Raw genomic sequence first — 26,974 nt, 5'->3', positions numbered from 1 at the left:
AGCCTGTGGCGGATGGCGTCTAGGCGTGGTGGCGGCGCTGCAGGTGGTCGCGCAGGATGATGGCCAGCAGGTTCATGCCCAGCACCAGCAGGATGAGGACCAGGCCCGTGCCGTACTGGAGCGGGCGGGTCTTCTCGATGTCCGTGCCGGCGGTGGCCAGCACGTACATGTGATAGGGCAGGGCCATGACCGAGCTGAAGATGGAGTCCGGGTTCTTGGGCGTATAGAAGACGGCGGCGGTGAACATGATGGCGGCCGTTTCACCGGCGGCGCGGGCCACGCCCAGGATGGCGCCGGTGAGCATGCCCGGCATGGCGCAGGGCAGGACCACGCGGGTGATGGTCTGGGCCTTGCCGGCACCCAGGGCCAGGGAGGCTTGGCGGTAGGTGTCGGGTACGGAGCGCAGGCTCTCCTCGGCGGTGCTGATGATCACGGGCAGGGTCAGCACGGCCAGGGTCAGGATGCCGGACAGGATGCTGACGCCCATGCCGCAGAAGGTCACGAAGAACGAAAGCCCGAACAGGCCGAAGACCACGGAAGGCACCCCGGCCAGGTTGTTGACCCCCAGGCGCACCATGCGGGCGAAGGGGGTGTTGCCCGCGTATTCATGCAGGTAGACGGCCGTGGCCACCCCCAGGGGGAAGGCCAGCAGCAGGGAGCCCAGGGCCAGGATGGCCGTGCCCACGATGCAGGGCAGGATGCCGCCGGCGGTCATCATCTCGCGGGGCGGCGTGGAGAGGAATTCCCAGCTGAGGGCGGGCAGGCCCTGCACCAGCAGGAAAAGGCAGATGGCCACCAGCAGGATGACGTTGAAGGCGGCCACCAGCCGCAGGGTGCCGAGCATGGCGCCCTGGACGAAAAGGCGGCGGCGCGGATCGGGTGTCGCAAGAGGCATGGAAGGGATCCTTAAAGGCTGGCCGAGCCCACCTGGCGGTGTTTTTCGGCAATGCGGGAAGCGATCATGTTGAATGCCAGCGTCATCAGGAACAGGACGATACCTGTGGCGAACAGGGCGTAGTAATGGTCGCTGCGGAAGGGGGCTTCAGCCATTTCGGCGGCGATGGAGGCGGGCATGGGCCGCACGGGGTCCAGCAGGGACTGGGGCAGCATGGCCGCGCCGCCGGCCGCCATGAGCACCACCATGGTCTCGCCCATGGCGCGGGACATGCCCAGCATGATGGCCGTGCCGATGCCGGACAGGGCCGCGGGCACCACCACGCGCACGATGGTCTCCCAGCGGGTGGCGCCCAGCGCCAGGGAGGCCTCACGCAGGGAGCGGGGCACGGCGCGCAGGGCGTCCTCGGAGACGGAGCAGATGGTGGGCAGGCTCATGATGGCCAGCACCAGCGAGGCATTGAGCAGGTTGAGGCCCGTGGCGGCGCCCAGCACGTCCTGGAGGATGGGCGCCAGCACCACCATGCCCAGAAAGCCCAGCACCACCGAAGGCAGGGCCGCCAGCAGTTCCACGAAGGGCTTGATGACGCGGCGGGCGAAGGGCGGCGCGATCTCGGCCAGGTACACGGCCGTCATGACGCCCAGAGGCACGGCCAGCAGCGAGGAAAGCCCGGTGACGGCCACGGAACCCACCAGCAACGGGAAAATGCCGAACAGGCCGGGATCTTCCGTGGGGTACCAGAGGTCGCCCAGCAGAAAGTCCAGCGGGCTCACATGCCGGAACAGGGGCAGGCCTTCGGTGAACAGGAAGATGACGATACCTGCCAGCGCCAGCAGGGACGAGGCCGCGATGGCGGTGAGGCAGATGCGGATGGCCCGCTCGCGGGAAGAGCTGAACATGGTTTTCTCCGAAGGTTTCCTTGCGGGACGCGCCCGCTGGAGGAAGCGGGAAAAAAGCGGAAAAACGGGGGAAAGGGGGACGTACGCCGGTATGATCCCTCAGACCGGCACGGGCCCTTTCCCCTTGCGGGGGACCGGGCAGAGGCCCCCGGAAGGAGAGGGGGAGCGTCTGCCCGGTGCTGCGGGCTTAATGCTGCAGGGGAACGTAACCCACGGCCAGGACGTCCTTCTGGCCCTTGTCGGCGGCCAGCAGGTAGTCCACCAGCTTCTTCACGCCGCCCTTGGGATCGCCGTTGGTGAAGATGTAGAGTTCGCGGGCGATGGGCCATTCGCCGTCCAGAGCGGTCTTGGCGCTGGCGGCCACCTTGCTCACGGTCAGGCCCTTGACGCTCTTGTCAAGATAGCCCAGGCCGATGTAGCCGATGGCATTCTTGTTCTTGGCCACGGCCTGCACCACGGTGCCGTTGGAGGCCTGCATCAGGGCGGCGGGGGTGACGCGTTCCTTCTTCATGACCAGTTCCTGCCAGGATTCGAAGGTACCGGAAGAGGTATCGCGGGAGATGACCACGATGGGGGCATCCTGGCCGCCCAGTTCCTTCCAGTTGCGCACCTTGCCGGCGTAGATGGAGGACAGCTGTTCCAGGGTCAGGTCCTTCACGGGGTTCTCGGGGTTGACCACGGGCACGATGGCGTCCACGGCCACGGCGATGCGCACGGGCTTCACGCCCTTCTTTTCAGCGGCGGCGCGTTCCTTGTCCTTGATGTCGCGGGAGCTCATGGCCACGTCGCACTGCTTTTCGCCCAGGGCCTTGATGCCGTTGCCGGAACCGCCGCCGGAGATCACCAGTTTGATGTCGGGGTTGGCGGCCATGAAGGATTCGGCGGCCTTCTGCATGACGGGCAGCACGGTGGTGGAGCCGTTGACGACGATATCCTGGGCGTGGGCGGCCACGCTCAGACCCAGGGCGGCACAGGTAAGGACCAGAGTTTTGGCGAAATTCATGATAGTGCTCCTTTAAAAGGAAAAAAGTCTTTGCTTCGGCTCGATCCCGAAGCACCTCCCTTTTCCTCAGGCTTTGTTACAGAAATGTGACGCCTCGGCGAAGATGCGGAGACACTTTGAAAACCGTGGTTTTTACGGGCCTGTCACACAATTGTAACCTTTCAGGCGCATTGCTGGCGCATGGGAAAGGCACTACTTCTCCAAGGCAAAGGAAGACTCCATGCAACGCATACTTGTTATTGAAGACGAAAACGATATCCGCCAGTTGCTGCGCTTCAACCTTGAGCGCGAAGGCTTTGCGGTACTGGAAGCGGCCGACGGGCTGGGGGGGCTGCACATGGCGACCTCCGAGCTGCCCGACCTGGTGGTGCTGGACCTCATGCTGCCCGGCATGGACGGCTGCGATGTCTGCCGCAGGCTCAAGGCCCAGCCGGTCACGGCGGCCATCCCCGTGCTCATGCTCACGGCCCGCGGCGAGGAAGTGGACCGCATTGTGGGCCTGACCCTGGGGGCCGATGATTATGTGGTCAAACCCTTCAGCGTCCGGGAACTGGTGCTGCGCATCCGGGCCATCCTGCGCCGCGGCAACCGCCCCGGCATGGGCACGGCCCTGTGCCGCGGGGCCCTGCTGCTGGATGTGGAGGCCCACCGCGTGACCCTGGACGGGCAGGAAGTGGCCCTGACGGCCACGGAGTTCCGTCTGCTGGAAGACCTCATGCGGCATGCGGGCGCCGTGCGCACCCGCGAACAGCTGCTCAACGCGGTCTGGGGATATTCGTTCGAAGGCTATGCCCGTACGGTGGACACGCATGTCCGGCGTCTGCGGGCCAAACTGGGTGAAGAAGCCGCCGCGCTCGAGACCGTGCGCGGCGTCGGTTACCGTTTGAGAGGCTGAGATGACGGGGATGTTCCGTTCTTTTAGGGCCCGGATCTTCTGGGCCATCCTGCTGGTGGCCGCGGTGGCCGCGGGGCTTTCCCTGTGGCTGACGCGCGAATGGCTGGAAGAGCGCCAGCTCGATGAAGCTCGTACCGGTCTGCTGCGCGAGGCGCGCGTGGCGGGCGAACTGATGCTGCGCGGCGAAAACGATCTGGAGGTCCTGGTCCGGGTGCTCGACCTGCCCGACCTGCGGCTTTCGCTGCTGGATGCCGACGGCAACGTGCTGGCGGAGACCGGCGGCGTTTCGCCCGAAGGCATGGACAACCACGGCGACCGGCCCGAAGTGGTGCAGGCCCGCAGCGAAGGGCAGGGCTACTCCCTGCGCGCCAGCGGCACCTTGCACAAGAATTTTGCCTACGCGGCCCGCAACCTGCCTGACGGACGCATCCTGCGTCTGGCCCTGCCGCTGGACAGCGTGAACCTGCTCATCCAGAAGCGCCTGCACGTCTTCGCGCCCATGATCCTGCTGGCCGTGGTGCTGGCCGTGGTGCTGGCCGCCTTCATCTCCGGCGCCATGCGGCGGTCCCTGGGCCAGATGGTGGACGTGGTCTCGGCCATTTCCCGCGGCCGACTGCAACGCCGCCTGCGCCGTCTGCCGGGCACGGAGTTCGCCCCCCTGGCCGAAGCCGTGAACCGCATGGCCGACAGCATCGGCGAGCAGGTGCGCATCGCCTCGGACAAGACCGCCCAGCTGGAGAGCGTGCTCAACACCATGAGCGACGGCGTGCTGGTGCTGGGGCCGCAGGGCCGCATCCGCCGCTGCAACGGCGCCTTTGCCCGCCTCTTCCCCCAGGTGACCGACATGGCGGGCAGCCCGGTCATCGAGGTGATCCCCTCGCCCGAACTGCAGGATGCCGTGGATGCCATGCTGCGCTCCGCCCAGGTGGCCCGCTCGTCCTCCGGCAACGGGGACGAGGATCTGGATGTGCCCCGTTCCCTGCGCCAGGTGCAGCTGCATCTGGGCAGCCGGGTCTTCTCGGTGCTCATCTCCCTGCCCGTACTGGCCGATGCCCGTCTGGGCGCGGTGCTGGTCTTCCGCGACATCAGCGACCTGATGCAGCTGGAGCGCATCCGCAGCGATTTCGTGGCCAATGTCTCCCATGAGCTGCGTACGCCGCTGACCGCCATCCAGGGCTATGCCGAGACCCTGCTCAGCATGGATTCCTCGGAACAGGCGCAGCACTTTGCGGCCATCATCTACCGTCACAGCTGTTCCCTGGCCCGCATGCTGGAGGATCTGCTGGTGCTGGCCCGTCTGGAAGGGCAGGGAGGCGCCCTGGAGCTCTGCCCCACGGAATGCGCCGCCACCCTCGATGAGGCGGGCAGCCTGTGCCAGACCCGCCTGCAGGAACGCAAGCTGCGTCTGGAAGGCCATCTGGAAAAACTGCCCCCCGTACTGGCCGACGACCGTCTGCTGACGCTGGTGTTCCGCAACCTGCTGGAGAACGCCTGCCGCTATGCCGAAGAAGAGACGGCCATCCGCGTCACGGGCCGGGTGGAAGGCGACGACGTGGTCATCCGTGTGGTGGACGACGGCGTACTCATCCCGGCGGACGATCTGCCACGCATCTTCGAGCGCTTCTATCAGGTAGAGCGCCATCGCGGGCAGAATTCCACGGGCCTGGGCCTGGCCATTTGCAAACATGTGATCGAACGGCACGGCGGCCGCATCTGGGCGGAAAGCCCGGCGGAAGACGGCAGCACGGCCATCATCTTTACCTTGAGGCGCGCGGACGCCCCCCGGACGCCCGTGCAGGAGTAGTTATGGCAACAGCACTTTCGGCGCAGAAGATCAACGTCTATTACGGCGCTTCCCACGCCCTGCAGGATGTCAGCCTGGATTTCGAGGCCGGCGGCGTCACGGCCCTCATCGGCCCTTCCGGCTGCGGCAAATCCACCTTCCTGCGTTGTCTCAACCGCATGAACGACCTGATCCCCGGCTGCCGGGTGGAAGGCCGCATCATGCTGGACGGCGAGGACGTCAACCAGCCCCGCACCAACGTGGTGCGCCTGCGGCAGAAGGTGGGCATGGTCTTCCAGAAGCCCAACCCCTTCCCCAAGAGCATCTTCGAGAACGTGGCCTACGGCCTGCGCGTCAACGGCGTCAAGGACGAGAACCTCATCACCGAGAAGGTGGAGCTGGCCCTGCGCCGCGCCGCCCTCTGGAACGAAGTGGAAGACCGCCTTTCCTCCTCGGCCCTGGGCCTTTCCGGCGGCCAGCAGCAGCGCCTGTGCATCGCCCGTGCCCTGGCCGTGGAACCGCAGGTGCTGCTCATGGACGAGCCCGCCAGCGCCCTGGACCCCATCGCCACCCGCAAGGTGGAAGAGAGCATCGTGGAGCTCAAGGAAGGCCTGACCATCATCATCGTGACCCACAGCATGCAGCAGGCGGCCCGCATCTCCGACCGGACGGCCTTCTTCTACATGGGCCGTCTGGTGGAAAGCGACAGCACGGACGTCATCTTCACCCGTCCGTCCCAGAAAGAGACGGAAGACTACATCACAGGCAGGTTCGGTTAATGGTTCTTCAGGATTACACGCCCCAGCACATGCTGGCCACGCTGCGCACGCGCCTGCTGGTCATGTATGCGCAAGTGGACATCGCTTTGGAAGAGGCTGCGCGTTCCTATGAAAAAGGCGAGGCCGTGCGCGCCATCGCCGTCTGTGACGGTGATACGGCCATCGACGCCCTGGAAAACGAGACCGACGAGCTGTGCCTGCGCCTCATGGCCCGCATCAAGCCCGTGGCCGGTGATCTGCGCTTCGTGGTGGCCGCCCTGCGCATGGTGGTGGATCTGGAGCGTATCGGTGACGAGGCCGTGACCGTGGCCGAGCAGACCGTGCTCATGGAAGACGTGCCCGGGCGGCGTATCCTGGCGGACGAGGTCTGCGGCATGATGCAGCGCGCCCGCGAGGCCTTCATGCGCGCCATGGACTGCTTCCGCGAAGGCAACGGAGAGGAAGCCCTGGCCCTGCGCAACTGCGAGGACGAGGCCCTGCAGAACGAGATGCGCATCGTGCAGCGCCTGCTGGAGCTGCTGCGTCAGGAAGAAGGCAAGCGTCCCGATCCCCAGCTTGTCATGCATACCTTGCTGGTGGTGCGTGCCCTGACCCGCATCTGGCGGCGTTCCGTCAATCTGGCCGAACAGGTCTACTTCATGCAGCACGGCCAGAGCCTCAAGCACAGCGGCGAAAAGAAGTAACATATTCACGTTCCTTTGTTTTTCCGGTAAAAGCGGGGGCAGGTGACTGCCCCGCTTTTTTTGTTGTGGAGAGGCTGTGGAGCGGGGGAATGACGAGAGGGGAAGGGGCGTTTTTTGTAAAAACTGCCCCTTCCCCTCTCGTGCTCTCCCCATCCCCGAAAAAACTTTCTTCAGGTCGGGGCGAAAGTCCCCGTCGCTGTCTGGCGGCTGTTTGAAATAAGGAGAGTATTGCTAAAAGAATGATAAAATATCTTCTCTTTGCCCGTTCACATGAAATCTGGCAAAGAGAGATATTGTGAGATCAACCATTCGCAAGGACCTTGAAACCACCTGAGATTTACGTTTGAAACGGGCAAACCAGTGTCTTTGGCGGGCATTATTTCGCTCAATTCGCACGGTTCCCCGTTTTCCTTGAATGAGGTCGTCCTCGGGTATTTCCCGTGGATATACTTTCCAGTTGTCGGTACAGAAGAACCAGACAGACCAACGGCGAAGCCTTGCCATCAATCTTGCAAGAGTGCTTTGGTCACGATTGCCACATTCCCAGTCAATGAGTTGACCGGTATCGCGACAATAAGCTTTCCAGAGCCATAGTTTGTTTTTTTGAATGCAAATAGTGCCACATCTCATCAAGTTCTATGATGACAGCTTCCCCAGGAGAAGGCTTTTCATAAGTTTTTTCAGCGAAATCCCGGACCCAACGCATGACGGTCGATGTTGCAACTCCATAAATACGTGCTATGGCATTAAACGAAAGGCCCAAAGTATAAAGCAGGATGGCCATTGCCTTTTCCGTTGCCGGTCGTCCTCTGGGAGTGTCACGGGTAAATTGAAAACCGCAGTCTTTGCAGCGAAATCTCTGACGCTCCAAGTGTCTTCCATTCTTCACAATCCGCTCTGACGCACATTTTGGACAGTATTGCATAAAGAACTCCTTAACTGGAGTATGCCATTATAACATTCTTTATGCAATACTCTCGAAATAAGATATGCCATACGGCCGGAGAGGAGGGGGGATGCTGGGGAGTGAAGAGGGACGGAGTTTTTTTCTTGCGCTTGCTTTCGGGCCGCAATACTCTTGGAAAGTATGGGAAGGGCCTTCCTGCGATGAAGAGGCGGATTCCGTCGGTCATACGCTTTGATAAGGCTGGCGGCATGGCACGCCGCAGGGCGGGACGCTATCCGGGCAGATGACGGTCTTTTAGGGCTGACGGGAAGTGAAGGGCGTGTTGGAGGTGCCGGGACGCGGACGACGCCGGGAGGAAGCACGGAAGCTGCCCGGCAGCCTGCCCGTTTCGTGGCGATCGCTGGCCGGAGGGGGCGGAAGGCCATCTTGTCTGACAAGCGGTCCGTGATGCTCGGGCTTGGGGATGCTCCGGCAGGGAAGGCGGATGTCCTGCCGGACTTTCAGCAGTTTGCCCCGGTCCTCCATCAGGAAGGGAGGATGTTTCGGAGCCGTGCGGCTGGCCTTTCTCCACGCGGGGAGCGTTCCAGAATGTCCGGTAGGCCGCAGGCCGCAAAAAAGCCCTCCATGCGGAGGGCTTCGTCATTCCCGATGGCGGACAGGCTTCCGGGACTGTCATCGGGAGGGCGCACGGTCATGTCTGCAACCGGGCATGCATGCCGTACTGTCTGAAGAAGGGGGGGAGCGAAGATCGGGGGGAAGGGGCCTCTCGTCTCATGCGGGAGAAGCCCCTTCCGTCGATGCTCGTTTCGTCTGTAGCCGGTCTTAGGCCTGGGCCGAAGCGGCAGCCGTTTCTTCTTCCTTGCGGGCGGCGTTGCGGCGGCAGGCGTCGTTGAGGTCGCGTTCCAGCAGAGCCACGATGGTGAAACGGTTGATGAAGGCGCGGGCGAACTGCAGGTAGTTCAGGTACAGGTCACTGCTGCGCATGGACAGGCCTTCGGTATCGATGCGCTGCAAAAGCTCGATCTGGATCTTGCTGATGCGGGAAGAGCAGTGGTCGGCATAGGCCGAGAGCTCGGCGCGGGAGCCTTCGCCCGCGGCATAGGCCCGGAAGTGGCGGGCGGCGTCTTCCAGGATGCCCAGCATCTGCTCCAGATTGTCGCCCAGCGCGCCGCTGTAGGGGCGGTGGCGGTTGGCGATGTGGTTGGCGGACATGCCCAGCACCGAGCGCAGCTCATGGCTCAGTTCCTTCATGCCGTTGAAGATGCGGTAGTAGATGTGCCGCGCTTCGTTGTCCAGATCGTCGCCACCGCCGCGCAGGGCCATGCGGTAGTAGGAACCGCGGGAGCGCGAGATGTCTTCGAAAAGGTTCACGGCTTCGTTCTTGCAGCGGTTCAGGATCTTCTCGTCCTCGGCCTGGAAGGCGGTGAGGCCTTCGCGCATCAGACGCACGGCGGTATCGATGCTTTCGTCCACCGAAGCGCCGATATTGGCGCGGATGCTGTCCTTGTCGGTGTTGTCGGCCACGATGTCGAAGCTGCTCTCTTCCTTCTTCTTGCCGAAGAAGTTGGAGCGCACCAGGCTGACCACGGCCACCAGCATGAAGAGGACGGCCACCACGCTGCCGCCCTCGAACAGGGCCCAGGTGACCAGGGCACAGGCGCTGAAGGCGCACATGGCGGTCAGGAACCAGCCGCTGATGACGGCCAGCACGCCGGAGATGCGGTAGACGGCGCTCTCACGGTTCCAGGCGCCGTCGGCGAAGGAGGAGCCCATGGCCACCATGAAGGTCACATAGGTGGTGGACAGGGGCAGCTTGAGGGACGTGGCCGAGGCGATGAGGATGCTGGAGACCACCAGATTGATGGCGGCACGCACCTGGTCGAAGGGCAGCACGGGCGCGCCCTTGACCTGTTCCACGGGCTGCATGCGGCTCTCAAGGGCGGTGAAGAGCGAATTGGGCAGGATCTGGTGCAGGGTCTTGTTGGCGCTCAGGCCCGCGCGCACGATGAGGCGGCCGGGCAGGGAGGAGCCGAACTGTTCCTGATCGCCGCGGGTGCTGCTGCTCAGGTTGATGGAGGTCTGCACCACGCGGTGGGCCTTTTTGGAGAACCACAGGGTCAGCACCATGATCAGACCGGAGAGCAGCAGGTAGAAGGTGGGCGTCTGCACGGCCTTGCGCAGGCCTTCCATGGTGAAGGCATCGGCGGCCATGCCGCTGGCGGTGTACTGCTGCCAGCTTTCCCAGGCGGCCAGGGGCACGCCCACGAAGTTGACCAGGTCGTTGCCGGCAAAGGCGAAGGCCAGGGCAAAGGTGCCGGCCAGGATGACGATCTTGAAGATGTTGACGCCGCGGCGCACCATGAGCAGGTGCAGCACCACGCTCAGGCCCGCGAACAGCACCAGCAGGATGGGCAGGGTGTGGGCATTGATCCAGGCCAGGTATTCCGGCTTCATGAAGGATGCGCCCTTGGCGCCTTTCATGATCAGGAAGTAGAAGATGGCCGTCAGGGACAGGCCGCCGAAGATGCCGCCGATGCGGCGGTACATGCGCTCATAGTGGAAGGTGAAGATCAGGCGGGTGATGTACTGCACCACCACACCGGCCACGAAGGCCACCACCACGGAGATGAGGATGCCGGACACGATGGCCAGGGCCTTCTGGCTGTTGATGAAGTCCCCCAGCTGGGAGAGCAGGATGTCCGAGGTGGAGATCTTGATGAGGGCCGCGGCCACGGCACCGCCCAGCAGCTCGAAGACGATGGATACGGTGGTGGAGGTGGGCAGGCCCATGGAGTTGAAGGCGTCCAGCAGCAGGACGTCGGTGATCATCACGGCGAAGAAAATGATGATGATCTCGTTGAAGGTGAACATCTCGGGATTGAAGACCCCGCTGCGGGCGATCTCCATCATGCCGCTGGAAAAGGTGGAGCCCAGCAGCACACCGATGCTGGCCACCACCATGATGACCTTGAAGCTGGCGATGCGCGAGCCTATGGCCGAGTTGAGGAAGTTGACGGCGTCGTTGCTGACGCCCACGAAAAGGTCCACTGCGGCCAGGATGGCCAGAAATACCAGTATGAGCAGAAAGATGCTTTCCACGTCCCGTCTCCTGCGGAATAGTCTGAGAATGAGGCATATTCTGTGTAGGCAGGTTTTGTTACAAAACGGTGACGGCGGCGGGGAAATGCAGAGGGGAGAAGGGTCCGCAGGGGGAGTGGGGGAGGAAAGGAGGGCCGAGTTCACAATAACGTGGCTCTGTGGTAGGCAGGACGTGATGACGAGTTCCCAGAAAAATTTTTATAGGGAAGAGACAACGTGAAGCATATCGTTTTTCTGGAGCAATATGGAAGTCTTGGCGGTGGGCAACAAGTACTTCTAGAACTTGTGCGCGCAGCGCTACACACTGGCTTCCAGGCCACGGTGCTGATCCCGAAGGGCCCCTGTGTGGACAGACTACGTGCCCTGGGGGCGCAGGCCATCGTTGTTCCCGAGTGCCGTCTTTCCCAGGGGGAAAAAAACATTGCGGACATCTTTCGTTTTGCCTGGTACGGCTGCCGTACATTCTTGAGGCATATATCGTTGCTGCGCCATGCCGACCTGATTTATGTCAACGGCAATCGTCTGTCGCCTGTGGCCATGCTGGCTCAGCTGATGCTGGGGCGCAAGGCAGCCTACCACATCCATCTGAATCATGGCGGGCTGGAGCGGAAGCTTTTTTTGTTGGCCTTGCGCCTGAAAAGTACGCGGGCCTTGGTCCTGCCTTCGGAGTTCATCCGCCGGGAGCTGCTGGCCGCGGATGTCCGCTTTGACGATCCGCGTGTGCAGGTTGTCCCCAACGGACTGGATGCCCGCTTCAGTGACATCCCTTTCCAGGACCGCTTTACGGGCAGGCCCTTGCAGCACATCGGCATTGTGGGGCGTGTTTCACCGGAAAAAGGGCAGGATGTACTCATTCCGTTGGCGAAGCACTTCCCTCAGCTGCAGTTCCATGTGCTTGGGGACGCCGCATTCTCGTCTGAGGACTACTATGAAAGGCTGAAGCGGGAAGCTCCGGAGAATATCCACTTCCATGGCTGGGTGGATGATCTGCCCGCCAAGGTGAACGAGATCGGTTTGCAGGTTTGCCTGGTTCCGTCCCGTTGTCCACCTGAATCGCCGGAGCGGAGTTTTGAGGCGGCCCCCCTCGTGCCGTTGCAGATGACGGCTCTTTCCTGCTTGGTCATTGTACGCAAGCTGGGGGCGCTGGAAGATGTGGCTCAGGAACTGCGGCTGGAGACATTTGAGCAAGATGAGGAGCTAAAAATTATTTTGTCTAAACTTCAACTTTTCCCTGCTTCGAAGTTAGCTAAAATATGTCACGATAATTATTCTACTTGTCTTTTAGGATATAAAAATTATCATTTTCTTGAAAACCTTCAAATATTGTTGGGGAAAAATAGCGAGGAGTGAATTATGCCTACTATTTCTATTATTATTCCTGCATATAATTGCAAAAAATATATATTAGAAACGATAAAATCTGTACTTTGTCAAACTTATTCTGATTATGAATGTATCATAGTTGATGATGGGTCAACGGATGGAACATATGGAGTAATTAGTCAAATAATTGGTAGTGACAATAGATTTAAAATTATTCGACAGAAAAATTTAGGTGAGTGTGCAGCAAGGAATACTGGAATATCACTTGTTTCAACGCCATATATTACCGTACTCGATAGTGACGATATCTGGCACCCAAATTTTTTACAATATATGTTAAATGTTCTTCAGAAAAAAGGGGCTGATTTAGCATGGTGCCATTTTGTTATGTTCCATGATGGCACTAATATACGTAAAAGACAGCCGTGGGCTAACCTTCATAAAACAGGCAATATTTGGTGGGATATGTTGCTCGATAGTGAATTCTGCATGGGGGCTTGGGCAGCACGAACCGATAAAGTGCGTGCTGCCGGGCCTTTTGATCCCTCATTGCGCGTGGCAGGAGATAGGGATTTTTCCCTACGGTTACTGGCATTGATTTGTCAGGAAAACCCTATGGCTGCGCAAGAAGTTCCTCAAGAGCTTTTATTCTATCGGCAACGTGCAGGAAGTGCTGTCCGCAATGTTCAGGCCGCGCTGGATACAGAGTGGCACATCATGAAAAAGCATATCGAACATCCGGGGATTCCTCCCAGAATCCGCAAGCGTGCTTGGTCATTTTTGGCCTTTAAGATGGCGGTCATCGCCGCGTTTGGCGCACGCCAGTATATGACAGCCATACGCTGGTATATAAAGGCTTTTTGCCTTGATCCATTGAACCTGAATCTGTATTGGCTGCCTGTACGGAAATTGATAATGAGACTACAACGGACGCAGTATATCGATATCTTGAAGGACTAGCCTTTTTTTAACAGGCCATATCCCCAGCGCGCCGCAGTACGAAGGTACATGTGCGAAAAAGCATGTTTTTTTGAAAGAGGGTATTTCCGGTAAAGTTGCAGGGCCTGTAAAGGGTTGGGGGCTGCGGCGACCACGCGTTCAGCATAGGCATGTATCAGTGATGTGACGATGGGAGAAAAAGTTACTTTCTGCTGTTGGCAGTGATCATCCAGGCGTTCAAGCCAGTTGAAAATACTCTCCAGTCCATATTTTTGTATAAGGGATGTACGATTTTCTACGACGAGTCCCGCATGGATCTCTGTTTCTTCAACGGTACAAGTCATATGGATGGCCGGCAAGACTTTATTCTGGATGACTTTAAGGTGCCATTCTGGATTTGTTGGTCGTGAAAAGACTCTATACTTAAGGAGTATGTCAGGAACAACAAAGCCGTTGAGACTGTGTATAAGAAAGCAATCTGCCCAAAAAGAAAAATCTTCTGCACGTTTGAACAGCGCATCATAGGAGATATTTTTCTGCCTGATGGATGAGAGACGCATGACAGCGCTAGGGTTGGCAATGGCAGGATGAAAGAGCGTGGTTGCCAGGATTCCTGATGAGGTCGCAGGATGACGGCTGGAACCTCGCATCTCATGGAAATACCGAACCCTGCTGCCACAGACGCTGATTTTCGGATGGGAATCAAGAAACGCTATCTGCTTCTGCAACCGATCGGGAAGCGAAATGTCGTCCGCATCCATCCAGGCAAGATATTCCGTATCTGCAGCTTCTAAAGCCGTGTTACGCGCTGCAGAACGTCCCATATTGCAGGGATGGTTGATGAGCTTGATGCGTTTATCCGTATAGCTTGCTATGATATCCTGGCTACTATCCGTACTTCCATCATTTATGATCAGTAAGATAAAATCTTTATACGTTTGATGAAGAATGGAATTAATGGCCTCTCGTAAATATTTTTCATCGTTGTATACTGGTATAGCTACCGTCACGTTCGATTTCATCTGCTTGCCTTGGCCTATTTAGGCAGGATTTTACTGTGCAGTTTTTGTAGTGCTCTCCAGAAAGCCGAGCCAATTTTTGTTTTTGTAATATATTTTTTGGCAGATGTTTTATATTTATAGATCATAGAATCAAAAGTCCAGATAAACCCTCGAAATGATTTTGTTTTAATGGATATCAGGAATTCTTCGCGAATCAGGATTCCATGATGGCGTTCATTATTGGAAATTCCTCCAAGTGCCATCTGGGTAACTGTAATGCGTATTGGAAATAACTGGTCATGCTGTTGCCATGCGCGAATCAAAAAATCATGATCCCCGACTATCCTAAATGATGTGTCAAACTTGTACTGCAATAATACATTTTTTCTAGTGAATAACGAAGGGTGTCCGATGGACATTTTAAATTTGTTTTGCTGAAATCGTATTTTATTGTCATCAATGATATTGTCACATATAATTTTGTCATGTTCATCTACAACTATAAGATCACCTGCGGCAAAAAGAATATTTTTTTTGCTGCTTTCTATTTTATTTTTAACATCTTCTAATGTACTGCTAGCCAGCAATTTATCGTCAGCGCCTAAGAAAAGGACCCATTCCCCCATCTTGCCCTGCCAGCGGTCGATGGCCTTGTTCCAGGCGTCGTAAATGCCGCTGTCCTTGCCGCTGTCAGCTAGGATCTCCGGCAAACGGTCACGGTACTGCTCCACGATCTGCATGGTAGCGTCCGAGGAGGCGCCGTCCTGTACAATCCAGTTAAAGTCCCGGCAGGTCTGGGAGGCAAGAGAGTCCAGCAGGCGTGGCAGCGTAGCTGCCGCATTGTAGGTCGAGGTGATAATGGTGAAGAAGGGGGGCATTGCTATCGTGTCCTCATACGGCGATAAAGGGAACGAAGACTGCGAACACATTGTAAGGGCCAGCCAGCGATAGTAGCAAGGGCGACGCAAAGGCTCCCCTGGAGAGCGTGGCGCCGCAGTATTCTGGCTTCCTGCCTGGAGGCACTAGGGTATTTAGCCCATTCCTGCCGCATGAAGGCTGAGCTTTTGACAATATTAGGAACCTTGTCCAAGGGTAAACGGCTTTTTTCAAGACTGCGTGGGTGTTCTAGGACTTCTTCATAGAGCTTCTCGTAACGCTGGGCAAATAGTTCCAGATTAAAGCGCTGGGCGGCACTGAACTCCGCTTCTTTCCCCATTTTTTCCCGTAGGGTAGTATCTTGGAGTAGCGTCGCCGTAGCGTTTGTCAATGCTGTCCCGTCATGTGTGGGTACCAGCAGGCCATCCAGCCCATCCCTGACGATTTCCGGGACACCGCCTGTAGCAAATCCCACAATAGGAGTTCCGCAGCACAGGCTTTCGATGCAGACCAGAGGGTGGTTATCCGCCAGTGTCGGATAGAGGAGCAGATCTAGCGCCGCATAGAGACGAGCCAATTGGACAGGCTCGTGTACATAGGGGATATGGTGCACCCAGTCCGCGTTCTGCAATTCCTCAGGTGTACTTTTAACGCCGATATTCAAGAAATGAAGGGATGAGAATGTTTTTTTCAGCTCCAGGATCGTTTCCAGAACGTAATGCCCCCCTTTCCAGGGATTGGCCAGGCCTCCATCTGCACAGCCGCCCACCAGCAGGGCATCCTGGGGCAGTCCCAGCAGACGGCGAGCCTCCTGCTGGTCTTGGGGACGATAGATGGAAGTATCCGCCCCATTGGGGATACAGACTAGGGGCTGTTCCTTGAGCAAACTTTTTTCTGTCAGGCGTTGCAGCCAGACAGAGGGTGTCACCAGGTACAGGGAACTGTGGGCATAGATGGTGCACTTGTCCTGCCAGAGCTGATGTGTGGTATCCCGCCATACAGGGGGATACGAGGAAAGATGGGGGCAATGACCGCACCCCGTTTCAGGCTGCCCGCGTTCACAGTCCATAGAGTGGGCACAATGCCCTGTCAGGGCCTGCATGTCATGCAGTGTCCAGACGGTTGGCTTGAGAGCGGAAAGAAGCGGCAGGGACCAGAGATTGAAGTAGCCTCCATGCAGATTATGCAGATGCAGGATATCAGCCTGCTGGAAAAAAGTATGCTTTCGGAGGGCATGACTTTTTTGGATGTGATAATCCTGTTGTCCACGCCAGAGGCACCAGGCAAGCAAGCCGCCACGAGGAGATATTGTTAACGCATCATCAAGACGCCCCGAACCAGGCAGACGCGTCAGGATGTGCGTCGAGGCACCCCGCAGACGCATCATACGATCCAGCCGCTGCATGACTGCGGCTGCGCCACCGCCGGAAGGGGTTGTATTGATATACAGGATATTTTTCATGGCTACGGAATCAGGTTTTTTCCTGACAGCATGCGGCTCAGTTTGTTGATGGCACGCACGGGCAGGGACCGCTTTTGCCAGCTGTAGCAGGTATGGTATATTTTTTGGATGCGGTGATCTACAGTAACTTCATTCATAAAACTGGGATGTTCCACGGCCAGGGAGGTGTCACTGTCCCAGTACGTCGTGGCCGTAGTAGTGTGTGTTCCGCTCCCCATACCAATGTTGAGAGCATAGGAGCGTACAGGATTGATGCCGACCATATTCTTTTTGAAGCGGGCATAGTCGGCACGGATGGCCCAGCTATTGATTTTGTCTTCCATCTGCATATCCAGCATGGGGCTGAGGTCATCACCGCCTGCATTGAAGGCTTTGCGCAGGTGCGGCGAATTTTTGAATATCTGGTAATCCTGCACGTCCCAGTCGATATCCTGGAAGCGATCACGCCAGGAAGCCCAGCCCCAGCAATTAAAGCGCGGGATGGCGTAGACATCATAGGGATAGCTGGCAGGTATTTTCCGTGCGATATGCGGCGGTGTCCATGCGGCGATATTGAAGACCTTCTCATGGTCCGCATATCGGGCCAGGCCTCCAGACAAGAATCGCAGCGTATATGGCGAGGTCACGATATCATCTTCAATGACTATCAGTCGCTCATGCAGACGGAACATCTCTGTCAGGCCATCAATGATCGAGGCCGCGCAGCCCATGTTTTTCGGCCGTTCTACAACTTCCACAGAGGCAAAGCCCCGGGCTTTTTTGGCCAGTTCGTGCACGGCGCGTGTGCCCGGCTCATCTTTTTCATGGCGTGGACCGTCGCAGAAGAAGGTTACAGAGGCCTTATTTGCTAGGTCGTTGTCTTCTAGAGCTGTCAGGGTACGCTGGAGCAGGTCAGGACGATTGAATGTGAAGATAGCAATATTCATTTTGTAGTGCGGACATCCAGAGGTAGGGTAAGTTTGCTCCCTAAAAACTCATCTGCATAAGGATAGTTCCAATGGACGATTCCAGAGCCAGGCGTAAAGGTCATTTCGCCAAATTTAATTGTTCCATCTTTTAGAATATAAAAATCGACTCTGACAAACAGGAATCCTTGTGATAAAATTTTTGCAAGTTTGAGTAATTCATCAAGCTGTTTGGGCTTGTCTATTGGAATAGTAGTATTTTTATAGCTGGAAAAATGCTGCAGATTCCAGTCTGTATCATAAAAGTTTATGTATATATTTCCATCTTTATCAATATGCTGAATTCCAATAAATTCTGGATTTCCATGGAAGCACCAGACTTTATAATCATAAATCGTATCTGCTTCTAAGAACTCTTCAACTATGAGACGTGGAGGTACATCTTTATATTGTAACTCGAAGCCATAAAGATAAGCAAAATTGACTGTCAAAAAAGCATGACATTTTTTTTTGATTTCCTCGATGCACATATTTTTCTTCTCAACAAGGATGACGCCATGCTGAGTTCCCTTGAGGACAAACTTTTGTGGCAGCTTGGAAAAGTCGATTTCGTCAAAGGAGTTGAAAACTCCTAGGAGTGGTACGACGTATTGTTCACCGATTTTCTCGGCTACCCAGCTTTTCACCAGATATTTATCAACAAGTTTTGTCTTTAGAGGTGTAGAATCGTATAGTTTTAAATACTGAATTTTTTGATTAAATCCTGTAGGATGTTTCCAGTTTAATTCCTGACCTGTATGAACTTTGAACCAGATGGCAAGTTCTTTTTTATACTTACCAGGATTGAGTGTCTTGTAAAAGTCATATGTTCTTGTCCTGCGAATATACTTTTCGTAAATTCTATCTATTATTCCCCTAATTCCCTTTTGTTTTAATATCAAAAATGCTGTTTTAATTTTTTTAGTATAATTCATGTAACCATCTCCTATAAATATTGTTCTGGACAACTATTACAACCATCTAGTCCAAATGGAAATTTTGAGAGTGTTAACTAAATAATGACTCAATATCTTTCCAGCTTCCATTGACATGGAATCTGGCAAAAAGTGCCATTGTCAGGTCTACCATTTCAAGAGTTTTAGATACGACTATTGATTTCCTCCTGAAACGCGCAAACCAATGTCTCTGTCTTCCGTTGTTCTGCTCAAGGTACACCGTTTGTGATTTGCTCTGATAGAGTTTATCGGCAGCTATCACTTCAGGATATACTCCCCAGTTATCCGTGCAGAACAGCTCAACTTTCCACCTTGAAAGACGTTCCATCAATTTCGATAGCGTTCCCTTATCCCTTCCTCCACATTCCCAGTCAATAAGCTCTCCAGTTTCTCTACGATAAGCTTTCCAGATCCATAGCTTGTTTTTTTTGACCCTAGATAATGCCACATTTCGTCGAGTTCAACAATGATGGCATCACCGGGCGCAGGTTTTTCATAGTGTGTTTTGGCGAATGTCTTTATCCACTTCAAAACAGCAGTCGGAGAAACCCCAATGAGCCTGGCTATAGCCCGTATGGAAAGCCCGAGCGTGTACAAGGTTACTGCCATGGCCTTTTCTTGTGCAGGCCGACCGCGAGGAGTTAGCCTGGTAAACTGCAAAGAACAGGATTTGCACTTATATCTTTATTTGTAATTTCCCAAAATATTTTTTGAAGTACCTGAGAGATGGATATCTCCCTTCTCCACCCAATACAGCCAGTCACACTTTTCCACAGTGGTCAGTCGATGAGCGATGACGACAATTGTCATATCTTTACGCAGGCCTTCGATAGTTTTCTGTATTGCCTGTTCGGTAGCACCGTCAAGGGCAGAGGTAGCTTCATCGAATATCATGAGCTGTGGACGCCCATAAAGAGCGCGGGCAATGGACACGCGCTGCAGCTGGCCACCGGAAAGGCGTACGCCACGTTCGCCGATGATGGTGTCGATACCGTCTTCCAGATCATCCAGAAAGTCTATAGCTGCCATGCGACAGCACTCTTCCACACGCTGGCGGTCTATCTTCTGTCCCCACTGGCTGAAAGCGACGTTCTCTGCCAGACTGCCATTGAGCAGGAAGGGACTTTGTGGCACATAGCCGATACCCTTCATCCACCCCACGCGCAGGCTGTCATCCAATTCCTGCCCGTCCACCAGCATTTTGCCGCTGCTGGGCGTGTACAGACCCGTCAGCAAACTGACTATGGTGCTTTTGCCCGCGCCAGAAGGACCAATAAGACCGATCATGCTCCCCTTGGGGATACGCAGACTGATGTCCTGCAAGGCGTTCTTGTGTCCTTCGATCGTATTGGGATAGCGGAAACATACGTTCTCAAAGCGGATCTCTTTCTGCAGGCGGCAAGGACGTTCTTCGGCTACGGACTGTGGCAGAGCCCCAACTTCCCTCACTTTTTTGAGGACTGGCTCCACAGTAGGAAGTTGCTGCTGCATCTGTAACAGGCCCTGCACCACACGGTTCATGATGGGCAGCAGACGCCAGGCCACAGCAGCCAACAGGGCCAGCGTGGCACTGACATGAGCCAACGTGGCGTCCTGCCAGCGCAGCAGCAGCACAGTACCCAGCAAAAGACAAATGCCAACGAATTCCAGTATCCACGAAGGCAGGGGCGGGAATACCGGCAGTACGCTCTGGCCTTGCATATAGCGCTGCTCCGCGGCGGCATATTGCTTGATGAAGTTTTCTTGCTGTCCACAAATGAGGATGTCCCGAATGCCATTGAGGCCCGTGTGAATAAGCTTCATAGAAGCCTGTTGAGCATCAGCGCATTGTTGGCTGTACTTACGTACCCAACGGCGACTGCCACGAAAGATCCCCATTGCAGCCAAACCAGTGATGCTGACCACAAGCGTCCCGGCCAGGGGCGCCATGCAGCAGATTGCTACCAGCAGAGTGGCTACCACGAGTAGTTGGGATAGTGCCTGAAGGCTTTGAAACAGAAAAAGGCCGGTGTTGGCGCGCCAGTTTAGTGTCGTAATCAGGTCACTGATTTTCTGGCCAGTCTGCCAGATATAGGGCGCACGCATATACCCCTGGAAGAGGCGTACCCCCAGATGCATGCTGATCATCTGGCTGTAGCGGCTCTGGCGCCAGGTAAGCAGGGCCAGCATTACGGTCTTGAGCAGGGTAGTACCACACAGCAGGCAGAGAAGCAGGGCCAGCAACAAGCGGGGGTCATCCAGTGCCGGGCGCAGTACGGGCAGCCAGTCCACAAGCCGTTGCATGATGGGGTGCTGTACGATGGTCTGGGGCGAGGCCAGAACCACGCCCAGCAGCGAGACTGCCCCAGCCAGGGCGAACTCCGTCAGGGCCACGACGAACGTCAACCCCATCACCACCCAGAAGCTGCGCTGCAGGGCTGCCGGCAAGATGTGATAGATACGTTGAAAGGTCTCTATGAGCTGGGCTTTCAGCATGGTGCTCTCTTTTTACAGGTAGTGGGTACAGAAATCCTCATAGGCCGCCTTCAGCCCCTCTTCCAGGCTGATGCGGGGCTGCCAGCCCATGGAGAATAATTTACCGGAATCCATGAGTTTGCGCGGTGTGCCGTCCGGTTTGGAAGGATCAGTAAGAATTTTTCCTTCATAGCCCACAACGCGCGCCACCAGGCGGGCGATGTCCATGATGGTCATCTCCTGCTGGCTGCCCACGTTCACATGCTCAAAATCAGAATAGTTTTCCAGAAGGAAGACACAGGCATCGGCCATGTCGTCAGCATGCAGGAATTCCCGCAGAGGGGTGCCTGTTCCCCAGATGCGCACTTGAGAAAGTCCCTGTATTTTGGCCTCATGGAAACGGCGGATCATGGCCGGGATCACGTGGCTATCTTCCGGGTGATAGTTGTCTCCCGTCCCGTATAAATTAGTTGGCATGGCGCTGATGGCGTCAAAGCCATATTGCTTGCGGTAGGCCTGGCACATCTTGATGCCCGAGATTTTGGCCAAGGCATAGGCGTCATTGGTGGGCTCCAGGGCACCGGTGAGCAAATATTCCTCTTTGATGGGCTGCGGGCAGAGCTTGGGATAGATACAGGACGACCCCAAAAAGAGGAATTTTTTTACGCCGTTCTGCCAGGCACTATGGATGACGTTGTTCTGGATCTGGAGGTTCTCATAGATGAACTGGGCAGGATAGGTGGCATTGGCGTGGATACCGCCTACCTTGGCAGCAGCCAGCACCACATAGTCCGGCTTCTCGGCTGCAAAAAAGTCGCGTACGGCCTGCTGCTCAGTAAGATCAAGTTCCGCATGGCTGCGAACGCACAGATTTTCATACCCCGCGCGGCGCAGAGCCCGGCAGATGGCACTGCCCACCAGACCACGGTGCCCGGCGACAAAAAATTTGCCGTCTTTCTGCAACATGATGTCCTCGATACGGCGCGGGGCGGCCATACTGTCGCATGCCGCCCCTGAAAATATATGACGCGGCGTGGCGCGCTATTCCTCGTGTTTGAAGCTGGTAAAACCGGCGTCCTCCACCACAGCATCACGCAGGGCCAGCTCCAGATCATGGCGGGCCATTTCCTGCACCATCTCCTCAAAGGTGGTACGCGGTGCCCAGCCCAGCTTGGCCTGAGCTTTGGCCGGATCGCCCAGCAGGGTCTCCACTTCGGTGGGACGGAAATAGCGCGGATCCACACGTACGATGGTGTCCCCTTCCTTGACACGGATCGTCAGTGCTTTGCCCTGGGCGGCCAGCGCGGCCTTGTCCGCGTCAACAGCCACCACGGTGGCGGTCTCATCCACGCCTTCTCCCTTCCACTCCAGGCTCAGGCCCAGTTCGGCCGCTGCGGCATTGACGAAATCTCGCACCGAGAATTGACGGCCCGTGGCGATGACGAAATCATCGGGCTGTTCCTGCTGCAGCATGAGCCACTGCATTTCCACATAGTCGCGGGCATGGCCCCAGTCACGCTTGGCGTTCATGTTGCCCAGATAGAGGCAGGAGGACAGGCCCAGCAGGATGCGCGCCAGAGCACGGGTGATCTTGCGGGTCACGAAGGTCTCGCCGCGTACCGGGGATTCGTGGTTGAAGAGGATGCCGTTGCAGGCATACATACCGTAGGCTTCACGGTAATTGACCGTGATCCAGTAGGAATAGAGCTTGGCGCAGGCATAGGGCGAACGGGGGTAGAAAGGCGTCTTCTCCGTCTGCGGGATTTCCTGCACCTTGCCGAACAGCTCCGAAGTGGAGGCCTGATAGAAGCGGGTCTTTTTTTCCAGACCCAGCATGCGGATGGCTTCCAGAAGACGCAGGGTCCCCAGCGCATCCACATTGGCGGTGTACTCGGGAGACTCGAAGGAGACCTGCACATGGCTCTGGGCTGCCAGGTTGTAGACTTCGTCCGGCTGCACTTCCTGCATGATGCGGATCAGGTTGCCGGCGTCAGAAAGATCCCCGTAGTGCAGAACGAACTTGCGGCCTTTCTGGTGCGGTCCCTGATAAAGGTGGTCGATACGATCCGTATTGAACAGGGAAGAGCGGCGCTTGATGCCGTGGACTTCATAGCCCTTGTTCAGAAGGAATTCCGCCAGATAGGCGCCGTCCTGACCAGTGATGCCGGTGATGAGTGCTTTTTTCATGAAATTCGTATCTGCCCGTTAAAAAATCGTAGTATGAAGTGGCTAGCTGGGCCATTGCCATCAAATAACATATACAATGATAACAGAAAAGGGGTCACAGCTCATCACCGTAACCCCTAGTCTTCCTTGTGGTGGAGAAGAGGAGACTTGAACTCCCGACCCCCGCCTTGCGAAGGCGATGCTCTCCCAGCTGAGCTACTTCCCCACATGGACGCCACAACGCGGCGTAGCGAGGTATGTATGCCATTCATCTGCTGCGGTCAAGTCTTTTTTGTGCACAGGCCGCCCGTCGATCAGGAGAGAGGGGCCTGATATCCGTGGCGTGCAAGGGCCGGTCAGCTATGAATCCGGCTCCGGCAAGCAGGATGACATGCTTGCACCAGTGACCGCCAGGGTGGGGAGGTCGTCATGTCCGCCGCTCGCTCCGGTTGGTTCCAGAGCGTTTTCTCCTTGGTATGCGGGCAGGCGAGCTCCGGCTTTCCCGGAACGCCTGCGGGAAAGCAGGGGCGCTCCGAAGCAGGCTGGTATACCAACGCCCTGCCCGCCAGGACACAGGGGCATCCCCGGGCCGTGTCTTCCGGCCGGCAACCCTCACGCCACGCCGGACAAAGACCGTGGCATCCCCGGGTCCTCTCCTTCCGCCATCCCTGAAAAAAATCGGCCGGGCCGCCCCTGTGGGGCTTGGCTACCGCGAAAAAAAACGCTATAGAAGCCCGCTGGTGTCACTATGAAGGAATATCGGGATCATTATTTTCTCAAGGCCAAGCGCGAGAATTATCCGGCCCGTTCCGTGTACAAGCTCAAGGAACTGGACGCGAAGTTCAAGCTCTTCCGCCAGGGGATGCGCGTTCTGGATCTGGGCGCGGCTCCGGGCTCGTGGTCGCTGGGTGCTGCCGAAAAGGTGGGCCAGCGCGGGCTCGTGCTGGGCTGCGACATCCAGACCACGGAGACCGCCTTTCCGCCGCAGGTCACCTTCATGCAGGAGGACGTGTTCAACCGTTCCGATGCCTTTGAAGCCCGCCTGCGCGAGATGGGGCCGTTCGACGTGGTCATGAGCGACATGGCGCCCCGTACCACCGGGACCAAGTTCACGGACCAGGCCCGTTCGCTCGAGCTGGCCTGCGAGGCCCTGGAAGTGGCGCGCCTGCACCTCAAACCCGGCGGCAGCTTCATCGTCAAGATTTTCATGGGGCCGGACATCCAGGAGATGCTCCAGCCCATGCGTCGCGCCTTCAAGGCCGTCAAATCCTTCAAGCCCAAGAGCTCCCGAGCCGAGAGCAAGGAGACCTTCTTCGTGGGCATGGGGTTCAAGGCCGAGGCGCGTCCTGCCGCACAGGATGCGGGCACGGACGGAGCCGCCGACACCGGACAGGAGCCCGGCGTCCTTTAGGGGCGTCCCATCCTCCGCTGTCCGGGCCGCTGCACCCGCGTGCGCGCCCGGAGGGGCCGGAAGCGTGCTCCCGCCGCCGGGATGTCCCGGTATCCTGGGCAGGGAACGGACGCGCCGCAAGGCCGTCTGTCTTTTTTCACCTTTTACATTCTCCGAGTTTTGGGAGGTTTTATGTCTGGGCACAGCAAATGGGCCAATATCCAGCACCGCAAGGGCCGTCAGGACGCCAAGCGCGGCAAGGTTTTCACCAAGGCCGCCAAGGAAATCATCATCGCTGCCAAGAACGGTGGCGATCCGGCGGGCAACCCTCGTCTGCGTGCCGCCATTGCCGCTGCCAAGGCCGTGAACCTGCCCAAGGACAAGATCGAAGCCGCCATCCGCAAGGGTACCGGTGAAGATGCGGGCGGCGATCTGACCGAATGCTTCTACGAAGGTTACGGTCCCGCCGGTATCGCCATCATGGTGGAAGTGGCCACCGACAACAAGAACCGCACCGTGGCCGAAGTGCGTCACCTGTTCACCAAGCACGGCGGCAGCCTGGGCACCGACGGCAGCGTGAGCTGGATGTTCGACCGCAAGGGCGTCATCACCGTGGACAAGGCCGCCTACACCGAAGACCAGATGATGGAAGTGGCCATGGAAGCCGGCGCCGACGACGTCATCGACGATGAAGATGTCTGGACCCTCCAGACCGCCATGGCCGACTTCGCGGCCGTGCGCGACGCTCTGGAATCCGCCGGTGTGACCATGCAGTCCGCCGAACTGGCCATGGTGCCCCAGAACCTGGTGGCCGTGGACGCCGAAGCCGCCCAGAAGGTCATCCGTCTCATGGAAGCCCTGGACGACAACGACGACGTGCAGAACGTCTACGCCAACGCCGACTTCCCCGAAGACATGGATATGGACTAGTCCGGTACGTTCCCGCCCCTCCGGGCGGCAGATGTCCGTTTTTTGCCCGGCATTCCCTGAGTGCCGGGCTTTTTTTCTATGGAGAGCTATGGCAGACACTCCTCTTGTGGTCCTGGGGGTCGACCCCGGCTCCCAGCGTACGGGCTGGGGCATCATCGCGGAACAGTCCGGTGTGCTGCGCCTGGTGGATTGCGGCATCATCCGCACCACCTCCAGCGGTGAAAAGGAATTTTCCCAGCGGCTGGCCGTCATCTACCGGCAGCTGGCGGACGTGGTGGGCCGTTACCGGCCGCAGGAGGCCGCCATCGAGCAGGTCTTCACGGCCAAGAACGCGGCCAGCGCCCTCAAGCTGGGCCAGGCCCGCGGTGTGGCCGTGGCCGCCTGCGCCGCGCACAGGGTACCGGTGAGCGATTACGAGCCCACGCTGGTCAAAAAATCCGTGGTGGGCACCGGCCGCGCGGAAAAGGAACAGGTGGCCTTCATGGTGCGGCGTCTGCTCAACGTGCGTGGCGAGGGCTGGGCCCTGGACACCACGGATGCCCTGGCCGTGGCCATCTGCCATTTGACCATGCGCCGCCTGAAGCTCCTGGCCCGGCGCTGAGGCGTTGGAAGTTCTATTGTTTGTTGGGGGAAGGAACTCCCTTTCTCTGGCGCGAAAAGGGGGTTCCTTCCCCCAAGCCCCCATCCTCCCCCAAACGCGCTTTATCAGGCACAAAAAAAGACGCCATGTGGCGTCTTTTTTTGTGCGATGGTCATGTCAGGTTCTCTGGTAGGTAGGCTGGAAGAATAGCGGGCGTCCTGTTTCCCGATATCCTCGCCCGCCAGCCAGCGACGGGGACTTTCTATACCGACCTGAACAAAAGGTTTTGGAAGGGAGGGGGTGTGGGGGAGGGAGAACCTTTTCCCCGAAAAGGTTTCCCTCCCCCTGCATCTCTTTTCCCGCTTATACCATTTATTCCACGATGGTGGCGCGCTTGATGATGACGGGCTGCATGGGCACGTCTTCGTAGTAGCCGCGGCTGCCGGTCTTGACGGCCGCGATCTGGTCCACCACGTCCTGGCCGCGGATGACCTTGCCGAACACGGCATAGCCCCAGCCCTGCGGGTCCTTGCTGCGGTGGTCGAGGAAGCTGTTGTCCTTGACGTTGATGAAGAACTGGGCCGTGGCCGAATGCGGGTCGGAAGTACGGGCCATGGCGATGGTGTACTTGCGGTTGCGCAGGCCGTTGTCGGCTTCGTTCTTGATGGGGGCGCGGGTGGTCTTTTCGCGCAGGCTGGCGGTCATGCCGCCGCCCTGGATCATGAAGTCCTTGATGACGCGGTGGAAGATGGTGCCGTCATACTGGCCGGCCTTGACGTATTCCAGAAAGTTGGCCGTGGTCATGGGAGCCTTGCGGGCATCCAGACGCACGAGGATGTCGCCCATGCTGGTCTCCAGTTTGACGACGGGGTCCGGGCCCTGGGCGCGGATGTCCTGGGGGGCGGCCAGCAGGGCGCAGGCCAGCAGCAGGACGGGCAGCAGACGGGTGAAGAGAGTGAATTTCTTCATGAAGGGTTCTCCTTGATGATCTGTCGCACCATGCCGGTGCG

The 26,974-nt window shown here is 57.5% G+C and carries 25 protein-coding genes and 1 tRNA gene; 9 read left to right on the top strand and 17 right to left on the bottom strand.

Going from position 1 to position 26,974, the window contains the following annotated elements; all coding sequences use genetic code 11:
* Nucleotides 1-19 precede the first annotated feature (19 nt).
* The 3 genes from pstA to Q4I12_RS01970 form a co-directional block, all read right to left on the bottom strand.
* Nucleotides 20-895: a phosphate ABC transporter permease PstA gene (gene pstA / locus Q4I12_RS01980; RefSeq protein WP_006009171.1), complete on the bottom strand. Its 876-nt coding sequence runs from the start codon at nt 893-895 to the stop codon at nt 20-22.
* Between the two features lie 11 nt (nt 896-906).
* Nucleotides 907-1,794 carry a phosphate ABC transporter permease subunit PstC gene (gene pstC, locus Q4I12_RS01975; RefSeq protein WP_302260293.1) on the bottom strand — a complete coding sequence of 296 codons (888 nt, stop codon included), beginning with the start codon at nt 1,792-1,794 and terminating at the stop codon, nt 907-909.
* A gap of 187 nt (nt 1,795-1,981) precedes the next feature.
* On the bottom strand, nt 1,982-2,797 hold the full coding sequence (locus Q4I12_RS01970) for a PstS family phosphate ABC transporter substrate-binding protein (protein ID WP_297137560.1): 816 nt from the start codon (nt 2,795-2,797) through the stop codon (nt 1,982-1,984).
* A 220-nt stretch (nt 2,798-3,017) separates the two neighbouring features.
* Between Q4I12_RS01970 and Q4I12_RS01965 the strand changes: the two genes are divergently transcribed.
* The 4 genes from Q4I12_RS01965 to Q4I12_RS01950 are packed head-to-tail and all read left to right on the top strand — an operon-like array spanning nt 3,018 to nt 6,937.
* Nucleotides 3,018-3,692 (top strand): response regulator, encoded by a 675-nt coding sequence (locus Q4I12_RS01965; protein ID WP_168935098.1) that lies wholly within the window; start codon nt 3,018-3,020, stop codon nt 3,690-3,692.
* A gap of 10 nt (nt 3,693-3,702) precedes the next feature.
* A complete protein-coding gene (locus Q4I12_RS01960; protein ID WP_302260290.1) occupies nt 3,703-5,496 on the top strand; it encodes an ATP-binding protein in 1,794 nt (597 codons plus the stop codon).
* 2 nt (nt 5,497-5,498) lie between these two features.
* Nucleotides 5,499-6,254, top strand: a complete 756-nt coding sequence (pstB, locus tag Q4I12_RS01955; RefSeq protein ID WP_006009177.1) for a phosphate ABC transporter ATP-binding protein PstB — start codon at nt 5,499-5,501, stop codon at nt 6,252-6,254.
* Entirely contained in the window at nt 6,254-6,937 is a 684-nt protein-coding gene (locus Q4I12_RS01950) for a phosphate signaling complex PhoU family protein (protein ID WP_302260289.1), read from the top strand. The genes pstB and Q4I12_RS01950 overlap by 1 nt, the downstream gene beginning before the upstream one ends.
* 231 nt (nt 6,938-7,168) lie before the next feature.
* Here Q4I12_RS01950 and Q4I12_RS01945 read toward each other — a convergent pair.
* Nucleotides 7,169-7,862 (bottom strand): IS1 family transposase gene (locus Q4I12_RS01945; RefSeq protein WP_302260287.1). Its coding sequence is split into 2 segments (ribosomal slippage): nt 7,169-7,544 and nt 7,543-7,862, totalling 696 coding nucleotides; the frame shifts between segments, so codons are not numbered across the junction.
* An 804-nt stretch (nt 7,863-8,666) separates the two neighbouring features.
* Complete coding sequence (locus Q4I12_RS01940; protein WP_302260284.1) at nt 8,667-10,943, bottom strand: inorganic phosphate transporter; 2,277 nt, start codon at nt 10,941-10,943, stop codon at nt 8,667-8,669.
* A 216-nt stretch (nt 10,944-11,159) separates the two neighbouring features.
* Here Q4I12_RS01940 and Q4I12_RS01935 point away from each other — a divergent pair, with 216 nt between their 5' ends.
* Nucleotides 11,160-12,293: a glycosyltransferase family 4 protein gene (locus Q4I12_RS01935; RefSeq protein WP_302260283.1), complete on the top strand. Its 1,134-nt coding sequence runs from the start codon at nt 11,160-11,162 to the stop codon at nt 12,291-12,293.
* 3 nt (nt 12,294-12,296) lie between these two features.
* Nucleotides 12,297-13,226 carry a glycosyltransferase family 2 protein gene (locus tag Q4I12_RS01930; RefSeq protein ID WP_302260282.1) on the top strand — a complete coding sequence of 310 codons (930 nt, stop codon included), beginning with the start codon at nt 12,297-12,299 and terminating at the stop codon, nt 13,224-13,226.
* Here the strand turns inward: Q4I12_RS01930 and Q4I12_RS01925 are convergent.
* From Q4I12_RS01925 to Q4I12_RS01880, 11 genes are all read right to left on the bottom strand, one after another.
* Nucleotides 13,223-14,227: a glycosyltransferase family 2 protein gene (locus tag Q4I12_RS01925; RefSeq protein WP_302260281.1), complete on the bottom strand. Its 1,005-nt coding sequence runs from the start codon at nt 14,225-14,227 to the stop codon at nt 13,223-13,225. The two genes, Q4I12_RS01930 and Q4I12_RS01925, sit on opposite strands and share 4 nt — an antisense overlap.
* Nucleotides 14,228-14,241: 14 nt before the next feature.
* Entirely contained in the window at nt 14,242-15,084 is an 843-nt protein-coding gene (locus Q4I12_RS01920) for a glycosyltransferase family 2 protein (RefSeq protein WP_302260279.1), read from the bottom strand.
* Between the two features lie 2 nt (nt 15,085-15,086).
* Entirely contained in the window at nt 15,087-16,544 is a 1,458-nt protein-coding gene (locus Q4I12_RS01915) for a glycosyltransferase (RefSeq protein WP_302260277.1), read from the bottom strand.
* Nucleotides 16,545-16,546: 2 nt separating this feature from the next.
* On the bottom strand, nt 16,547-17,470 hold the full coding sequence (locus tag Q4I12_RS01910) for a hypothetical protein (RefSeq protein WP_302260276.1): 924 nt from the start codon (nt 17,468-17,470) through the stop codon (nt 16,547-16,549).
* Complete coding sequence (locus tag Q4I12_RS01905) at nt 17,467-18,423, bottom strand: ATP-grasp fold amidoligase family protein (protein WP_302260274.1); 957 nt, start codon at nt 18,421-18,423, stop codon at nt 17,467-17,469. The genes Q4I12_RS01910 and Q4I12_RS01905 overlap by 4 nt, the downstream gene beginning before the upstream one ends.
* Nucleotides 18,424-18,496: 73 nt before the next feature.
* A complete protein-coding gene (locus Q4I12_RS13920; RefSeq protein WP_367891477.1) occupies nt 18,497-18,820 on the bottom strand; it encodes an IS1 family transposase in 324 nt (107 codons plus the stop codon).
* On the bottom strand, nt 18,772-19,053 hold the full coding sequence (locus Q4I12_RS01900) for a helix-turn-helix domain-containing protein (protein ID WP_367891467.1): 282 nt from the start codon (nt 19,051-19,053) through the stop codon (nt 18,772-18,774). Before Q4I12_RS01900 ends, Q4I12_RS13920 begins: the two co-directional genes overlap by 49 nt.
* Before the next feature lie 75 nt (nt 19,054-19,128).
* On the bottom strand, nt 19,129-20,919 hold the full coding sequence (locus Q4I12_RS01895) for an ABC transporter ATP-binding protein (protein WP_302260271.1): 1,791 nt from the start codon (nt 20,917-20,919) through the stop codon (nt 19,129-19,131).
* Nucleotides 20,920-20,931: 12 nt separating this feature from the next.
* Nucleotides 20,932-21,864 (bottom strand): GDP-L-fucose synthase, encoded by a 933-nt coding sequence (fcl, locus tag Q4I12_RS01890; protein ID WP_302260270.1) that lies wholly within the window; start codon nt 21,862-21,864, stop codon nt 20,932-20,934.
* 75 nt (nt 21,865-21,939) lie between these two features.
* A complete protein-coding gene (gmd, locus tag Q4I12_RS01885) occupies nt 21,940-23,085 on the bottom strand; it encodes a GDP-mannose 4,6-dehydratase (protein WP_302260269.1) in 1,146 nt (381 codons plus the stop codon).
* Between the two features lie 129 nt (nt 23,086-23,214).
* Nucleotides 23,215-23,290: transfer RNA gene (locus Q4I12_RS01880), tRNA-Ala, on the bottom strand.
* Nucleotides 23,291-23,812: 522 nt separating this feature from the next.
* On the opposite strand from Q4I12_RS01880, the gene Q4I12_RS01875 reads away from it, so the two are divergent.
* The 3 genes from Q4I12_RS01875 (at nt 23,813) to ruvC (ending at nt 25,985) form a co-directional block, all read left to right on the top strand.
* Nucleotides 23,813-24,475, top strand: coding sequence for an RlmE family RNA methyltransferase (locus tag Q4I12_RS01875; RefSeq protein WP_289616411.1), 663 nt, complete (start codon nt 23,813-23,815; stop codon nt 24,473-24,475).
* A gap of 171 nt (nt 24,476-24,646) precedes the next feature.
* The gene (locus Q4I12_RS01870) at nt 24,647-25,384 is read left to right on the top strand and encodes a YebC/PmpR family DNA-binding transcriptional regulator (protein ID WP_168935355.1); all 738 of its coding nucleotides are present in this window, start codon (nt 24,647-24,649) and stop codon (nt 25,382-25,384) included.
* A gap of 88 nt (nt 25,385-25,472) precedes the next feature.
* Entirely contained in the window at nt 25,473-25,985 is a 513-nt protein-coding gene (gene ruvC / locus Q4I12_RS01865; protein WP_006009195.1) for a crossover junction endodeoxyribonuclease RuvC, read from the top strand.
* A gap of 351 nt (nt 25,986-26,336) precedes the next feature.
* Here the strand turns inward: ruvC and Q4I12_RS01860 are convergent, their stop codons facing one another.
* A complete protein-coding gene (locus Q4I12_RS01860; protein ID WP_302260267.1) occupies nt 26,337-26,933 on the bottom strand; it encodes a peptidylprolyl isomerase in 597 nt (198 codons plus the stop codon).
* Nucleotides 26,934-26,974 lie beyond the last annotated feature (41 nt).

Source organism: Desulfovibrio piger (genome assembly GCF_951793255.1).
In the GTDB taxonomy this organism is placed as follows: Bacteria; Desulfobacterota; Desulfovibrionia; order Desulfovibrionales; family Desulfovibrionaceae; genus Desulfovibrio.
The sequence above is the reverse complement of the archived record's forward strand: the minus strand, read 5'-3'. Positions and strand labels throughout refer to the sequence as shown.

Bases quoted from the DNA above. Each gene is read 5' to 3' on its own strand.
- Q4I12_RS01960 (WP_302260290.1), top strand. From the start codon at position 3,703: ATGTTCCGTTCTTTTAGGGCCCGGATCTTCTGGGCCATCCTGCTGGTG.
- Q4I12_RS01925 (WP_302260281.1), bottom strand. From the start codon at position 14,227: ATGAAATCGAACGTGACGGTAGCTATACCAGTATACAACGATGAAAAA.
- pstC (WP_302260293.1), bottom strand. From the start codon at position 1,794: ATGTTCAGCTCTTCCCGCGAGCGGGCCATCCGCATCTGCCTCACCGCC.
- Q4I12_RS01970 (WP_297137560.1), bottom strand. From the start codon at position 2,797: ATGAATTTCGCCAAAACTCTGGTCCTTACCTGTGCCGCCCTGGGTCTG.
- Q4I12_RS01860 (WP_302260267.1), bottom strand. From the start codon at position 26,933: ATGAAGAAATTCACTCTCTTCACCCGTCTGCTGCCCGTCCTGCTGCTG.
- Q4I12_RS01900 (WP_367891467.1), bottom strand. From the start codon at position 19,053: ATGGCAGTAACCTTGTACACGCTCGGGCTTTCCATACGGGCTATAGCC.
- Q4I12_RS01930 (WP_302260282.1), top strand. From the start codon at position 12,297: ATGCCTACTATTTCTATTATTATTCCTGCATATAATTGCAAAAAATAT.
- pstA (WP_006009171.1), bottom strand. From the start codon at position 895: ATGCCTCTTGCGACACCCGATCCGCGCCGCCGCCTTTTCGTCCAGGGC.
- Q4I12_RS01915 (WP_302260277.1), bottom strand. From the start codon at position 16,544: ATGAAAAATATCCTGTATATCAATACAACCCCTTCCGGCGGTGGCGCA.
- pstB (WP_006009177.1), top strand. From the start codon at position 5,499: ATGGCAACAGCACTTTCGGCGCAGAAGATCAACGTCTATTACGGCGCT.
- Q4I12_RS01965 (WP_168935098.1), top strand. From the start codon at position 3,018: ATGCAACGCATACTTGTTATTGAAGACGAAAACGATATCCGCCAGTTG.
- Q4I12_RS01895 (WP_302260271.1), bottom strand. From the start codon at position 20,919: ATGCTGAAAGCCCAGCTCATAGAGACCTTTCAACGTATCTATCACATC.
- gmd (WP_302260269.1), bottom strand. From the start codon at position 23,085: ATGAAAAAAGCACTCATCACCGGCATCACTGGTCAGGACGGCGCCTAT.
- ruvC (WP_006009195.1), top strand. From the start codon at position 25,473: ATGGCAGACACTCCTCTTGTGGTCCTGGGGGTCGACCCCGGCTCCCAG.
- Q4I12_RS01905 (WP_302260274.1), bottom strand. From the start codon at position 18,423: ATGAATTATACTAAAAAAATTAAAACAGCATTTTTGATATTAAAACAA.
- Q4I12_RS01875 (WP_289616411.1), top strand. From the start codon at position 23,813: ATGAAGGAATATCGGGATCATTATTTTCTCAAGGCCAAGCGCGAGAAT.
- Q4I12_RS01870 (WP_168935355.1), top strand. From the start codon at position 24,647: ATGTCTGGGCACAGCAAATGGGCCAATATCCAGCACCGCAAGGGCCGT.
- Q4I12_RS01950 (WP_302260289.1), top strand. From the start codon at position 6,254: ATGGTTCTTCAGGATTACACGCCCCAGCACATGCTGGCCACGCTGCGC.
- Q4I12_RS01920 (WP_302260279.1), bottom strand. From the start codon at position 15,084: ATGCCCCCCTTCTTCACCATTATCACCTCGACCTACAATGCGGCAGCT.
- fcl (WP_302260270.1), bottom strand. From the start codon at position 21,864: ATGTTGCAGAAAGACGGCAAATTTTTTGTCGCCGGGCACCGTGGTCTG.
- Q4I12_RS01910 (WP_302260276.1), bottom strand. From the start codon at position 17,470: ATGAATATTGCTATCTTCACATTCAATCGTCCTGACCTGCTCCAGCGT.